The sequence below is a fragment of the Anaerocolumna sp. AGMB13020 genome, from assembly GCF_033100115.1.
In the GTDB taxonomy this organism is placed as follows: Bacteria; Bacillota; Clostridia; order Lachnospirales; family Lachnospiraceae; genus Anaerocolumna.
In genome coordinates, this window is the sequence record NZ_CP136910.1 from 3,492,172 (window position 1) to 3,506,232 (window position 14,061).

A 14,061-nucleotide genomic window follows, 5' to 3' on the forward strand; every position below is an offset into this window, starting at 1 on the left:
GAATACTGAGCAATAGCATTCAATATAGCGCGGATGTATATTTGAATGGAATCAGGGTTTTAATAAGGTTTAAATACAATTTGCTGGATTATTACGGGAGATTCTATGAGAGTGTTATTGGTAGATGATGAAGAACTGGCTTTGGATGTTTTGCAAAGATTATTAATGCAGATAGATGGAATTGAAGTAGTTGGCAAATATACAAATCCCTTTAAGGCATTAGAAGCGTTATCGGTAATAGAGGCAGATGCTGTTTTCCTGGATCTTGAGATGGGAGGGTTGCATGGACTTCAATTTGCCCATGAACTGCTCCAGAAAAAACAGCAGCCGGCGATTATATTTGTAACAGCGTATGCTCAATATGCGGTAGATGCTTTTGAAGTGGATGCCTTAGACTATTTATTAAAGCCGGTTACCCTGGAACGGTTGAAAAAAGCTGTCCAGAAATTAGAAGCCAGCCTGAAAATGAAAGAAATAAAGAGGATTCGTATAGAAGAACAAACTACTGACATATACATACACTCTTTGGGAACATTTCAGATTCAGACCAGAGATGGAGATACCGCAGTACGCTGGCGTACAAAGAAGGTAAAAGAAATGTTCTGTTTTCTCTGGCTGAACAATGAGCAGCCAGTCTATAAACATCGTCTTCTGGAGGAACTCTGGCCGGAAGTTGCACCTGATAAAGGAGCAGCGCTTTTGCATACTACGGTCTATCAATTAAGAAAGACCTTGAAGGAGATGGGATTTGAGGAGGGAATACAATATATAAATGATCATTATGTATTGACATTGCCCTTTAAAAGCGATCTGGAAGAATTAAAGAACCTGCTTGAAAAAACGGCTCCCACCACCGAGGATATAAAACGTCTTTTAGCCATATACGAAGGTGATCTGTTTGAACAGGATGAGTATAATTGGTGTATTTATGAACAGCAGAATTTAAGAAATGCTTATTTGGATTGCCTTCAAAGATACACGAATAATAATATCGAAAGATCCCAGAATGTCATTATTGAAAAATGTTTACTCAAATTAGTGCAGATGGATGCTTATAATGAAAGGTTTGTTATTTTATTAATTAATTACTATGGCGGTATCGGTAATACCAAAGGATTAATTGAGGCATATGAGTATTATAGCAGAACTGTCCGGGAGGAACTGGGGATAATTCCGTCGCGGCAAGTAATAGAAAATTATCAGCACTATATAAAAAGAGGATAAATAACTCCATATGATTTGGTTGAGAGAGAAGTACCTTCAACCTTTAAAAAGAGCAGGATATGTACATAAACATATCTTTGCTCTTTTTTTGTGAAAGAGTCTATCGTTTAAGGGGTTCCTATTTTCCTGAGCAACTTTTTTTATTGGAAATAGTAATAGTATAGATTACTATTACTATTTGTTTAGAATTTGTTCAGAATGAAAAGATATAATAATTTTACATAAGATGGAGATTATAACACTTTTAACATATTTCATAGGAGGGATAAGAAAGGAAGCGTCAGTTACATAAGGGAATAATCTATAAAGAAAAAGTAGGTGGTCCAAAGAATTTAATATTCCACTAAACTCAAAACATAAAGAAATAAGGAGGAATTGAATGAAGAATATGTTTGAGAAAATCAAGAAAATACTGGTTGTAATTTTGATTTTAAGTCTTATATCCAATATACCGCTTCAGGGATTTGGGTTAGGTAACGTAAAGGCAGAACATAATCCGGATCTGGGAAATATATTTACTCAGGTAGTAATGACCAAGACTGCCAATCCGGAGGATCTGCTGCCTCTGGATAAACCGTTGGAAATAACGGAGAGTACTGAAGTTGGATTAATGTTTTACTGGAAAATCCCTGATGAGAAGGAATTGCTGAGCGGCGATTATGCACAGGTCAAGATTCCGGAGGTATTTAAGCCTATTGCAACTGCATCAGGAAATTTAATTGCCTCAGACAACAGTACCGTAATAGGTACCTTCCTCTTTGATAAGGATACGGGATATCTAAAACTGCAATTTAACGAAGTTTTGCAGGATGGCGGAGATTATGAGGAAGAAAGAAGCGGAACCGTAGGAATCATGCTTAAGTTTGATCTTACGAAATTTGAAGAAGATACTACTCAGCTGGTTCAGTTTGAGTTTATGGAGAGTTTGAATTTCAGTTTGACCGTTAAGCCGGCGGGCGGGACCGATCTTATAACAAAAACAGAAACCCATGAAGCGCTTAATGCCAAGGAAGTAACCTGGACGGTTGATTTAAACACCTCCCTTGAGGATATTGACAATGCAATATTTAAGGATACCATACCGGCGGGGCTTCAGCTGGTACCGGATAGTGTTAAAATGTACCCCCTTTCTGTAGGATATTATGGGGACTTGACGCCTGGTGCAGAAAGTCCTGTGACACCGGTAATCGAAGAAAATGGATTTTCTGTGCCCCTGGGGCAAATAAAAGGGAAAGCGTACCGTATAGTATACAAAACCAAAATTACCAGTTATGCACAGACCTCCTATACAAATAATGCGGTATTATATAACGGTGAGACAGAACTTGACAGTGCTTCTAAAACCATCAATGCGTTTGTTCGCAGTGCCATGGTTGAGAAATTTGGAACAGTCAGCGGAACGGATGCCAAGACAGTACATTGGGAAATTAATGTAAACAAAGCGGAATCCATTGTTACGGGAGCAGCTATTCAGGAAGTAATATCTGATAACCAGACAATAAAGAATAATACCATTAAGGTATATAAACTTGTAAAAAGCGGAAGCAGCTGGAGCCAGGGGACAGAGGTGACACCAGATATCAAGTCCCTTAATACCCTTGATGAGGATGGTAATCTGCAGTTTCCGATTACCTTAGGTGACTTAAAGGAAGGTGCCTATCGAATTGTTTACGACGCTTCCGTAATTTATGGTGAGAACTATTATTGGGAAGATAATAATGCAACGGTTCAGGCCAAGAACAAAGCAATACTGACTGACAGCGGGGTGTTTGCCGGAGAATCAGAAACCTCTGTAAATATAAACAGAAGTGAGCTGTTGACGAAAACAGCAGCAGCAACAGTTAATTACTCTGTTAAGCAGATTAAGTGGACTATCGTAGCAAATGCTGCGAATCATCCTATTAAAGGCGCTGTAATACACGACCAGCTGCCGGCCGGATTAACTTTGGTTGCCGGAAGTTTAAGTGTAAAGGATTCAAAAGGAGCAACACCTGCCTTCACTTATAATGCCGATGAAGACGGTAAGTTCACCATTAGCCTTGGAGATATTACATCTTCCTATTCCATAACCTATACAACAACAGTTGAGAAAGAGTATTATGGTAAAACTTTTCATAACAAAGCCTGGCTGAGTGGTGTTGGAACCGGAGTAGGACCCGGAACGACGGAGGAATTGTCTAAGGATGTTTCTATAGCTCCAACTATTGCAAATTCATACATAAAAGGAACCTTAGGAAGTAAAACCTATGACAGCATAACCTATGACGGTATCAATTATGATGCCAAAACCATGAGCTGGCAGATTACGGTGAAACCTGTAAAGAGAAATGTTACAGAATTGACCATATCAGATACTTTCCCCAAAAATGGAATGGTATTTCTTAAAGATACCCTGAGATTGCAAAGAGGTACTGCTACGACACCTCTGGTCGAAGGAACAGATTATACCATAGAGCCAGCAACCGGTCCGGATGAGGTGACTGGTTATCAATATGGATTTGTTCTGAAATTAAAAGGAGCTGCCTGGTCAGGGGCAGATTATTATATATATTATAAGACCACCTTTGATCAGAATACGCCGAACATTATTATCAATACAGATAAAACCTATGAAAACCAGGCAGTATTTTCCGGAAAAGCCGAAGAAGAAACCATAGATGGTGTATACACTGCTTCTTACGGATTGTCTGATACAGCCTTTAATAATGGTAAAAAAGAAGGAACTCTCGACAGACAGAAAAGGGAAATAGGCTGGAAGATATATACCAACTATCTCTCCGTTGATAAAGGCAGTAACATTGTTATTGAGGATACCTATGACAGCGGACAGCACCTTCTCGAAGACTCTTTTATAGTAACAAAGTATAAATTGGATGCTTCGGGAAATACCGTAAAGGATGGTATTGCCCTGATTAAAGATACCGACTATACTCTGGAACCTTATGAGAATGGACTGGGTTTTAAGGTTACTATAACAAAGAATCCTCAAGATCCTTATGTTATTGAGTATAAAACGAAGATTGACGGACTTTCAAAAGCAAACTACAACAATAAGGCTACTGTAATAAAAGGCGCCTCATCTGCATCTTATGAAGCAAAGGTTTCATATCCTGATTATAATAATTTTGTTGAGAAAGCAGCAACAGATGTAGATTCTAATATGAAGGTATACCCGGATGATGAAATCAATTGGAAAGTGGCATTGAATAAGAGTCTTTCGGAAGTGCAGAATGCAATCTTCACTGATGTGATAAGCAGTGGCCATGTATACTTAAATGACAGCCTTAAAGTATATAAGATTACGAATATAAATACCGGAACGAGAGAAATTGTCGATCCTGCCTCCGGTGAATATACCTTAATCAGTGTTGCAGGCAGCAATGCAGGAGAATGGAACTTAACGGTTATCTTTAGCAGTACGATAACCTCCAAATATGAGATAGAATATAAGACGGTGGTAACCGCTAAAACCGGAGTAATCAAAAATTCTGCGAAACTGACAGGAACTGGAGTATCAAAGACCAGCAGTGCCAATAATGGTTCCGGCTTTTCAGTTACTCAAACAGCCTTTGGTACAGGTGGAGGTACCACCAATAAAGGAAAAATAACCATTAATAAAAGGGATAAGGATACGGGAGCTCTCATAACCTCCTCAAATGCTGAATTTGAGCTTTATTATTACCTGAATGGTACAAAGACGGTTATCAGCGGCAGCAGCCAGCAGACGACAAACGGCATCCTTGTTTATCAGGGACTATCCTACAGAACCTATTATTTAAGAGAACTGACACCCCCCGGAGGTTATTATTCAAACAATACAGAATATGAAATAACGGTTAACTCCACAAATAAAAGCGTAGTAAAAGACATTATTAATGAGGCCAAAAAGGGTATCAAGGTAGTCAAGGTAGATTTGGACCAAAGCAGCAAGAAACTGGTAGGAGCCAAATTCAAACTTGTAAAAATTGAGTCTGACAGTACAGAAACTGTTATAGATGAAAAAGCAACCAATACAAATGGAGAGCTGTTGTTTAACGGGCTGGAGTATGGAAATTACAAGTTAATAGAAACAGCGGCACCAAACGGTTATCAGCTGCCCCTGGAGGTGGAATCTGAAGTTATTGAAATCCAATCTGAAACTGTGAATCCTTTGGTCTTTACAATCAGGAACGAAAGCAAGAAGTCCTTAAAGGTAATAAAAGAGGATAAGGATACGGACTCAAAGAAATTATCCGGAGCTGTATTCAAGCTTTATGATTCTGGGAATCAGCAGATTGGTGATACCTACTCCAGTGACAGCAATGGAATAGTGGTGATTTTCGGACTTATAAACGGTATCTACAAATTGGTAGAAATAACGGCACCGGAGGGTTATCAGCTGCCCCCGGATACAGAAACTACAATAGTAATTGACGCTGCAGTTGATCAATCCTCTGATGGCAGCTTAGATAATATCATAACCAAGGTTATTAAAAACGAGAGTAAAAAGTCATTAAAAATAGTTAAAGAAGATAAAGAAAATAGTTCTAAGAAATTATTCGGAGCTGTATTCAAGCTCTATGATTCTGCGAACCAGCAAATTGGCGATACCTACTCCAGTGACAGCAATGGAATAGTATCGATTCCCGGTCTGGTAAATGGCACTTACAAGTTAGTAGAAATAACTGCGCCGGAGGGCTATCAGCTGCCCCAGAATACAGAGACTGCAATCATAATAAATGCAGCAGAAGATTTATCTTCCGATGACAGCCTGGACAATATAATAACCAAAGTTATCAAAAATGCATCTCTAAAGACAATTAAAATTATCAAAGTTGATTCGGAGGAACCTGACAAGACACTTCAAGGGGCAGAATTCAAACTTTATGATGCAGATAATGTACTTATAGGTACGTATACGACAGACAGCAAGGGTGAGATTATAATATCAGGACTGAAGGTCGGCAGCTACAGACTGGTAGAAACCAAAGCACCGGAAGGTTATAAACTCCCGGACAATCCGGTTACCTTCATTGAGATAACCCATGATACAGATTACGACACGATACTGCCTTCCATTGGTAATGAAGTCTACCGTTCCATTAAGGTTATCAAGGTTGATGCAGAAGAGGAAGGAATTGTACTAAAAAATGCGGAATTTGAGTTATGGAAAGACGGTAAAAAGGTAGCGGATAACATTAAGACGGATGACAATGGGATTGCGGTCATTCCCAATTTGCTGCTTGGTGATTATAAACTGATAGAGATCAAGGCACCAGAAGGGTATATAACACCAACTGCCAATGAAACGGATATAGAGATAAAGGTTGGTTCGCCTTTGCAGATAACAGTAACGGTAGAAAATGATATCCTCAGAACGTTGATTATTCGCAAGCTGGACAGAAGTGATAAGACAAAATTATTGGAAGGAGCAGAGTTCACAGTAACAGCTCCGGATGGTACCATAGAAATCCTTAAGACCGGAAATGATGGAACAGCAGTTCTTACGGGGCTTAAGTTCGGAGAGTATCTGGTGAAGGAAACGAAAGCTCCTCAGGGGTATATATTGGATACCAGGACAAATACAGTAAGAATAGACAATACCAGTATTGTATTTACAATTGAGGTGGAAAACCAGCTATACATACCCGATATTATTATAACGCCCGGACAGCCAGGCACACCAACGCCAACACCGACGCCAATCCCTACACCGACACCGAGTGTGACACCGGTGCCTACCAAGACGCCGACGCCTACGGTTAATCCCGAGCCAACACCAACCAAGGAGCCAATTATTGAGCTTACGCCGGAAAACACACCAAAAGGTGGAAAGATACCAGTACCTGATGGTGGTAAACCTTCTATAACAAAGAAACCTGACAACGGTAAAGCTACCGTTGATAAAGATGGAAATTGGAGTTATATACCGGATAAGGACTTTACAGGAAAAGACGATTTTACAATAGTAATAAAACATCCTGACGGAACGGAAGAGGAAGTGCTCATAGAAATTGATGTAAATGAAGTTCCCAAAGGCGGTGTTACGGGAGATTCTGAAGCGGAAGACCCGGAAGGAGTTAAGGTGCCTAAGACGGGAGAAGAGTTTCCTATGGGGCTGTTACCTATTGCATTAATAGGTATTGCAGCCGGTGGTATCGCATTTATTAGAGTTAAGAAAAAAGAAGATATTGAATAAAAATCAAAAATAGAAAGAAGCAATGCCACTGATTGAAGCAATAATAGGATGCTGGGTCAGTGGCATTGCTTTTATAAAAAAAGTTAGAAAGATAAAACATCCTGTATATCTGTGTAGTAAAAGGAAATATAAATCTAGTCAAATTTACTATACCAAATTATAACAGCCTGTGTTATAATGTAGTCATAAAATATACGTCATATTTCTACAAAATATTTTTTTGAAACTTGTAGATGCTCGGTGCTTTCCACCGATAAAGGCAAAACCAGCGAAAGCTGGTGACGCAAAGCTAGAGGGCCTTAACTTATGCAGAGCATAAGCTGGCAGCCAGTTACCGAAAGGGGAGTTTTTTGTGTATAATTTTTTAAGAAAAAGTGTATTGTTTCTATTAATAGCAGTATTTTTAATAAGTACAGCAGGATATTCTATTACTGCAAAGGCAGCGGATTCTTTTCTTGACAAGAGTGAATTAGAAAAAGGAATCGTAACAGTAAACTACCAAATAGATGCCAAGGCTCTTGCAAAAGTAAGAGTAACAAAAAAAGACACGCAATACATATATGATCTGAAAGATGGAATGAGGCTTCCTCTTCAATCAGGAAACGGAAGCTATAGAGTTGAAATTCTTCTTCATGTTGAAGGAAACAAATATCGTAAGGCAGCCGAAGAAACGGTAGAATACAATACGGATAACGGTAAATCAATTTATCTTCAGAGTAACACCGTGGTTTATTGGCAGTCGGATATGAAGGCAGTTGCAAAAGCAGAGAAACTAACGGAGAATGCCAAAACGGATTCAGAAAAAGTACTGGCAATCTATAATTACATCGTTAAGAATGTCAAGTATGACACGAAGAAAGCCCGTACCGTAGAAGCTGGTTATATTCCTTCTGTAAATGATATATTTAAAACCAATCTCGGAATCTGCTATGACTATTCCGTTTTGTTCGCCTCTATGTTAAGAAGCATAGGAGTACCCGTTAAAGTACTTATGGGATCATCCTCTGATGTAACGGAGTATCATTCCTGGAATCAGGTATATTTAAGTGATAAGAAGTCCTGGATCCTTGTAGATACGACACTCGATGCCGGAAAGACAGCAAAAAGCATCAGCACCCTTTCTAAAGATGCTGGACATTATTCAGCCGACAGACAATACTAACTGGTATTGATTTAAAAAGTTTGTTCTTTCTTCCTATAACAATATATTGAAAAAGAGTACTGCGGATAAATTACCCCTATTTGCAGATACTCTTTTTTATTGGAAAAAAATATCTGCATAAATTGTTGAAAAAATTAAAAAAAATCTAAAAAAATACCTTGCATTATTGATTTTACTATAGTATAATTAGTACTGTTGTGACATTGATAGCGTAGAAACGTGAGGTTGCTACATACATATGTAGGTTTTCCGTGGAGCGAATGTCAAGTTATGAAACTGGCGACAAGTCACTGTACAAATTAAGATTCTGCGATTCCGAGCAGATTCGTGTGAGTTACCCTTAAGGGATCGGCTTCCTAGCTTTGGTGAGCCTTTTAAGGACCTTATGAACGGGACACACACGGCCAAGTGTACAGTCACCGCTTGTCGTACTGCAATTAAGTGCGAAAAGGAGGCGACTTTTTTTATGGCAAGTCAAGTAATGAGGATTACATTGAAAGCGTATGATCATCAGTTAATCGATCAGTCAGCTGCGAAAATCATCGAGACTGTAAAAAAGACAGGATCAAAGGTGAGTGGACCCGTACCCCTACCTACTAAGAAGGAAGTAGTAACAATTCTTAGAGCGGTACACAAATACAAGGATTCAAGAGAGCAGTTCGAGCAGAGAACTCACAAGAGATTAATCGATATCATCACACCTACACAGAAAACGGTAGATTCTTTATCAAGATTAGAAATGCCCGCCGGTGTGTACATCGACATCAAGATGAAAACAAAGTAATCAAACAACAGAAGTAATGAAAATCCTTTAGGGTTTATATATAGGGAAGGGTTCACAGGAATCCGCACCAAGGTAGACCATCTAGGATGATTGCACGCAGTACAATGCACATGTTGCAGCTGTTACATGGTGTAATCCGCTGTAGATTAAACAGGAGGTGCAAGAAATGAAAAAAGCAATATTAGCTACAAAAGTCGGAATGACTCAGATTTTCAATGAAAACGGAAGCCTTATTCCCGTTACTGTATTACAGGCAGGACCTTGCGTTGTAACACAGGTTAAAACAATTGAAAATGACGGATATGCAGCTGTTCAGGTTGGATACGGCGACATCCGTGAAGTATTAGTAAACAAGCCTAGAAAAGGACACTTTGCAAAAGCAGGTGTTGCAAACAAAAAACATCTTAAAGAGTTCAAGTTTGAGAATGCTGCTGATTATACAGTAGGACAAGAAATCAAAGCTGACATCTTCGCAGAAGGTGACAAGATTGATGCTACTGCTAAATCAAAAGGTAAGGGATTCCAAGGCGCAATTAAGAGATATGGTCAGTCCAGAGGACCTATGGCTCACGGTTCCAAATTCCACAGACATGCCGGTTCCAACGGTGCTGCTACAACACCCGGACGTGTATTCAAGGGTAAGCACATGCCTGGACATATGGGTCATGTAAAAGTAACAGTTCAGAATTTGGAAATTGTTAAAATTGATGCTGACAAGAACATTATTTTAGTAAAAGGTGCCGTACCCGGACCTAAGAAATCTTTAGTAATGTTAAAGAATACCGTAAAGGCAAACTAGAAGCTTTGAGAAAGGAGGACGACACAGATGGCAAACGTATCTGTTTATAATATGGAAGGCAAAGAAGTTGGTTCTATCGAACTTAACGATGCAGTCTTCGGAGTAGAAGTTAACGATCATTTAGTTCATATGGCAGTTGTTCAGCAGCTGGCTAATAAACGTCAGGGTACACAGAGCGCCAAAACCCGTGCAGAAGTAAGCGGTGGCGGAAGAAAACCTTGGAGACAGAAGGGAACCGGTCATGCAAGACAGGGTTCAACAAGATCACCTCAGTGGAAGGGCGGCGGTATCGTATTCGCTCCCAAGCCCAGAGATTATTCCTTCAAAATGAACAAGAAAGAGAAGCAGCTTGCTCTTAAATCTGCTTTAACTTCCAGAGTAGAAGAGAAGAAAATCGTAGTATTAGATGAATTAACATTCAGCGGAATCAAGACCAAAGAATTCGTTAAGGTTCTTGATAACTTAAAGGTAAATAAAGCACTGGTAGTTCTTGGCGAAAAGGATGAGAAAGTAGTTCTCTCTGCAAGAAATATCCCCACTGTGCTTACAGCAATTCCTGGAACTATCAATGTATATGATATCTTAAAGTATGATACACTGGTACTCACCAAGGATGCGGTGGCAAAAATCGAGGAGGTGTACGCATAATGGCTGATTTAAAATTTTATGATGTGATTTTAAAACCGATCATAACGGAAAAGAGCATGAACTCTATGTCCGAAAAGAAATACACTTTCTCTGTAGCTCCCAGCGCTACAAAGAACCAGATAAAAGAAGCGGTTGAGAAAATGTTCGCAGGAACAAAGGTTGTTAGTGTCAACACTATGAACCTTGACGGAAAGAACCGCAGACGTGGAAATACTTCCGGTAAGACATCAAAGGTTAAGAAGGCTATCGTTCAGTTAACTGCTGACAGCCCTGAAATCGAGATTTTCTCCGGACTGTAAGAAACAAAGTAACAGATTATGGTGTTTATTCGCCGATAACAGAATAAAATAAATGCTCGAAAGGAGTGCAAAAGATGGGAATTAAAAAGTTTAACCCATATACACCTTCCAGAAGACATATGACCTCATCTGATTTTTCAGAAATCACCACATCTACACCTGAGAAATCTTTAGTTGTTTCCTTAAACAAAAATGCAGGTCGTAACAATCAGGGAAAAATTACAGTAAGACATCAGGGCGGCGGCTCTAGAAAAAAATATAGATTAGTGGATTTTAAGAGAAGAAAAGACGGAGTACCTGCAAAGGTCCTGACAATCGAATATGATCCTAACAGAACAGCAAACATTGCATTGATCTGCTATGCTGACGGTGAGAAATCCTATATCCTTGCTCCTAACGGATTACAGGTTGGAACCACACTGATGAATGGTGAGACAGCAGAGATCAAAGTAGGAAACTGCTTACCACTTCAGAATATTCCTGTTGGTACACAGATTCACAACATTGAATTATATCCCGGTAAAGGCGGCCAGTTAGTTCGTTCAGCAGGTAACTCTGCACAGTTAATGGCGAAAGAAGGCAAATATGCAACACTTCGTCTTCCCTCCGGTGAAATGAGATTAGTTCCTATCATCTGCCGTGCAACCATCGGACAGGTAGGTAACATTGATCATGAGTTAATTAACATCGGTAAAGCGGGACGTAAACGTCATATGGGTATCAGACCTACAGTCCGCGGTTCCGTAATGAATCCTAACGACCATCCTCACGGTGGTGGTGAAGGTAGAACTGGTATTGGTCGTCCGGGTCCTGTTACGCCTTGGGGTAAACCTGCTCTTGGCTTAAAGACCAGAAAGAACAATAAACAGTCTAACAAGATGATTGTAAGAAGAAGAGATGGTAAAACTGTTAAATAAATAAGGAGGTTAAACCTATGGCTCGTTCATTAAAAAAAGGACCCTTCGCTGATGAGCATTTACTGAAAAAAGTTGATGCAGTGATTAAAACAGGCGATAAATCTGTAATTAAGACATGGTCACGTCGTTCTACGATTTTCCCTCAGATGCTTGGACTCACCATTGCTGTACATGATGGTAGAAGACATGTGCCTGTATATGTTACAGAAGATATGGTTGGCCACAAGTTAGGTGAATTTGTTGCAACCAGAACTTATAGAGGACACGGAAAAGACGAAAAGAAATCAAAGAGATAAAGTAACTTTGAATTGAAAGGAGGTTTCATCCATGGCGAAAGGACATAGATCCCAGATAAAGAGAGAAAGAAATGAGAAGAAGGATACAAGACCGAGAGCAAAGGTTTCTTATGCAAGAGTATCTGTTCAGAAAGCTTGTTTCGTTTTAGACGCCATTCGCGGTAAAGATGTTGAATCAGCTCTTGGTATTTTAGCTTATAATCCCAGATATGCTTCAACTGTAATAGATAAAGTTTTAAAATCAGCAATTGCTAACGCAGAGAATAATAACAATATGGATGTGAGCAAGTTATATATACAGGAGTGCTACGCTAACCAGGCTCCTACAATGAAAAGAATCAGACCTAGGGCACAGGGAAGAGCTTACAGAATCTTAAAGAGATTAAGCCACATCACTGTTGTGCTAAATGAAAGATAAGGAGGGCAATAATGGGACAGAAAGTTAATCCTCATGGTTTAAGAGTCGGAGTTATTCATGACTGGGATTCAAGATGGTATGCAGAAGCTGACTTTGCAGATAACTTAGTAGAAGACTACAATATCAGAACATACCTGAAAAAGAAATTATACAGTGCGGGTATTTCAAAAATTGAAATCGAGCGTGCTTCTGACCGTTTAAAGGTTATTATCTTTACAGCTAAACCCGGTGTGGTTATCGGTAAAGGCGGACAGGAAATCGAGAAATTAAAGATTGAAATCCAGAAGTTCACAACGAAGAAATTGATGGTTGATATCAAAGAAATCAAAAAACCGGATGTAAATGCTCAGTTAGTAGCTGAAAACATTGCTGCTCAGCTTGAGAACCGTATATCTTTCAGAAGAGCAATGAAAACAACTATGGCAAGAACCATGAGAGCAGGCGCTAAGGGTATTAAAGCCGCTGTTGCTGGTCGTCTTGGCGGTGCTGATATGGCTCGTACAGAATTCTACAGTGAAGGAACTATTCCGTTACAGACATTACGTGCGGATATTGATTATGGATTTGCAGAAGCAGACACCACTTTTGGTAAATTAGGCGTTAAAGTATGGATTTATCAAGGTGAAGTACTTCCCACAAAGGCAAAAAAGGAAGGGAGCGATAAATAATGTTAATGCCAAAAAGAGTAAAACGCCGTAAACAGTTCCGTGGCTCCATGGCAGGAAAGGCAACTAGAGGTAATACTATCTCTAACGGCGAATTTGGTCTGGTATCATTAGAACCAGCTTGGATAAAATCAAACCAAATCGAAGCAGCCCGTATCGCGATGACACGTTACATCAAGCGTGGCGGTAAAGTTTGGATTAAAATATTCCCCGATAAGCCAGTAACAACTAAACCTGCTGAAACTCGAATGGGTTCCGGTAAAGGATCTTTAGAGTACTGGGTAGCTGTTGTTAAACCGGGCCGCGTAATGTTCGAAATCGCAGGCGTTCCGGAAGAAACCGCAAGAGAAGCTTTAAGACTTGCAATGCACAAACTTCCCGTTAAGTGCAAAATAGTTTCTCGCGCAGATTTAGAAGGAGGTGCGGGCAGTGAAAACTAGTAAATTTTTAGAAGATTTAAACGTAAAAACAGCAAGTGAGCTGAACGACGAATTAGTAGCTGCTAAAAAGGAACTTTTCAACTTAAGGTTCCAGAACGCAACAAACCAGCTGGATAATACAAGCCGTATCAAAGATGTAAGAAAGAATATTGCTAGAATCCAGACAGTTATTTCTGAAAAAGCAAAAGCATCCAACTAATTATAAATATGATATCAATGCTCCCAGAGGTT

Annotated in this window: 13 protein-coding genes and 1 riboswitch; all 13 genes read left to right on the top strand. The window is 39.5% G+C overall.

The features are described from left to right. Window positions 1–105 precede the first annotated feature (105 nt). Entirely contained in the window at window positions 106–1,224 is a 1,119-nt protein-coding gene (locus R2R35_RS14375) for a response regulator (RefSeq protein ID WP_317730523.1), read from the top strand. Window positions 1,225–1,603: 379 nt separating this feature from the next. Then, on the top strand, window positions 1,604–7,402 hold the full coding sequence (locus tag R2R35_RS14380) for a SpaA isopeptide-forming pilin-related protein (protein ID WP_317730524.1): 5,799 nt from the start codon (window positions 1,604–1,606) through the stop codon (window positions 7,400–7,402). Between the two features lie 248 nt (window positions 7,403–7,650). After that, window positions 7,651–7,741, top strand: a riboswitch (cyclic di-GMP riboswitch). A gap of 13 nt (window positions 7,742–7,754) precedes the next feature. Then, window positions 7,755–8,564, top strand: coding sequence for a transglutaminase-like domain-containing protein (locus tag R2R35_RS14385; protein ID WP_317730525.1), 810 nt, complete (start codon window positions 7,755–7,757; stop codon window positions 8,562–8,564). Between the two features lie 466 nt (window positions 8,565–9,030). Beyond that, the gene (gene rpsJ / locus R2R35_RS14390; protein WP_033168728.1) at window positions 9,031–9,348 is read left to right on the top strand and encodes a 30S ribosomal protein S10; all 318 of its coding nucleotides are present in this window, start codon (window positions 9,031–9,033) and stop codon (window positions 9,346–9,348) included. A 166-nt stretch (window positions 9,349–9,514) separates the two neighbouring features. Beyond that, window positions 9,515–10,147: a 50S ribosomal protein L3 gene (rplC, locus tag R2R35_RS14395; RefSeq protein WP_317730526.1), complete on the top strand. Its 633-nt coding sequence runs from the start codon at window positions 9,515–9,517 to the stop codon at window positions 10,145–10,147. Between the two features lie 27 nt (window positions 10,148–10,174). Continuing rightward, the gene (rplD, locus tag R2R35_RS14400) at window positions 10,175–10,795 is read left to right on the top strand and encodes a 50S ribosomal protein L4 (protein WP_033168726.1); all 621 of its coding nucleotides are present in this window, start codon (window positions 10,175–10,177) and stop codon (window positions 10,793–10,795) included. Next, complete coding sequence (rplW, locus tag R2R35_RS14405; RefSeq protein ID WP_033168725.1) at window positions 10,795–11,094, top strand: 50S ribosomal protein L23; 300 nt, start codon at window positions 10,795–10,797, stop codon at window positions 11,092–11,094. Before rplD ends, rplW begins: the two co-directional genes overlap by 1 nt. A 74-nt stretch (window positions 11,095–11,168) precedes the next feature. Further along, a complete protein-coding gene (gene rplB, locus R2R35_RS14410; RefSeq protein ID WP_317730527.1) occupies window positions 11,169–12,011 on the top strand; it encodes a 50S ribosomal protein L2 in 843 nt (280 codons plus the stop codon). 17 nt (window positions 12,012–12,028) lie between these two features. Further along, the gene (rpsS, locus tag R2R35_RS14415; RefSeq protein ID WP_317730528.1) at window positions 12,029–12,307 is read left to right on the top strand and encodes a 30S ribosomal protein S19; all 279 of its coding nucleotides are present in this window, start codon (window positions 12,029–12,031) and stop codon (window positions 12,305–12,307) included. A 31-nt stretch (window positions 12,308–12,338) separates the two neighbouring features. Next, the gene (gene rplV / locus R2R35_RS14420) at window positions 12,339–12,725 is read left to right on the top strand and encodes a 50S ribosomal protein L22 (RefSeq protein ID WP_317730529.1); all 387 of its coding nucleotides are present in this window, start codon (window positions 12,339–12,341) and stop codon (window positions 12,723–12,725) included. 11 nt (window positions 12,726–12,736) lie between these two features. After that, the gene (rpsC, locus tag R2R35_RS14425; protein WP_317730530.1) at window positions 12,737–13,393 is read left to right on the top strand and encodes a 30S ribosomal protein S3; all 657 of its coding nucleotides are present in this window, start codon (window positions 12,737–12,739) and stop codon (window positions 13,391–13,393) included. Continuing rightward, window positions 13,393–13,830 carry a 50S ribosomal protein L16 gene (gene rplP / locus R2R35_RS14430; protein ID WP_035297894.1) on the top strand — a complete coding sequence of 146 codons (438 nt, stop codon included), beginning with the start codon at window positions 13,393–13,395 and terminating at the stop codon, window positions 13,828–13,830. The genes rpsC and rplP overlap by 1 nt, the downstream gene beginning before the upstream one ends. Then, on the top strand, window positions 13,820–14,029 hold the full coding sequence (gene rpmC / locus R2R35_RS14435; RefSeq protein ID WP_317730531.1) for a 50S ribosomal protein L29: 210 nt from the start codon (window positions 13,820–13,822) through the stop codon (window positions 14,027–14,029). Before rplP ends, rpmC begins: the two co-directional genes overlap by 11 nt. Window positions 14,030–14,061 lie beyond the last annotated feature (32 nt).

Excerpts from the sequence above, each read along its gene's own strand:
- rplD (WP_033168726.1), top strand. The coding sequence starts at position 10,175 with ATGGCAAACGTATCTGTTTATAATATGGAAGGCAAAGAAGTTGGTTCT.
- rpsS (WP_317730528.1), top strand. The coding sequence starts at position 12,029 with ATGGCTCGTTCATTAAAAAAAGGACCCTTCGCTGATGAGCATTTACTG.
- rplC (WP_317730526.1), top strand. The coding sequence starts at position 9,515 with ATGAAAAAAGCAATATTAGCTACAAAAGTCGGAATGACTCAGATTTTC.
- rplV (WP_317730529.1), top strand. The coding sequence starts at position 12,339 with ATGGCGAAAGGACATAGATCCCAGATAAAGAGAGAAAGAAATGAGAAG.
- rpsJ (WP_033168728.1), top strand. The coding sequence starts at position 9,031 with ATGGCAAGTCAAGTAATGAGGATTACATTGAAAGCGTATGATCATCAG.
- rplB (WP_317730527.1), top strand. The coding sequence starts at position 11,169 with ATGGGAATTAAAAAGTTTAACCCATATACACCTTCCAGAAGACATATG.
- rplP (WP_035297894.1), top strand. The coding sequence starts at position 13,393 with ATGTTAATGCCAAAAAGAGTAAAACGCCGTAAACAGTTCCGTGGCTCC.
- R2R35_RS14380 (WP_317730524.1), top strand. The coding sequence starts at position 1,604 with ATGAAGAATATGTTTGAGAAAATCAAGAAAATACTGGTTGTAATTTTG.
- rpsC (WP_317730530.1), top strand. The coding sequence starts at position 12,737 with ATGGGACAGAAAGTTAATCCTCATGGTTTAAGAGTCGGAGTTATTCAT.
- rplW (WP_033168725.1), top strand. The coding sequence starts at position 10,795 with ATGGCTGATTTAAAATTTTATGATGTGATTTTAAAACCGATCATAACG.
- R2R35_RS14375 (WP_317730523.1), top strand. The coding sequence starts at position 106 with ATGAGAGTGTTATTGGTAGATGATGAAGAACTGGCTTTGGATGTTTTG.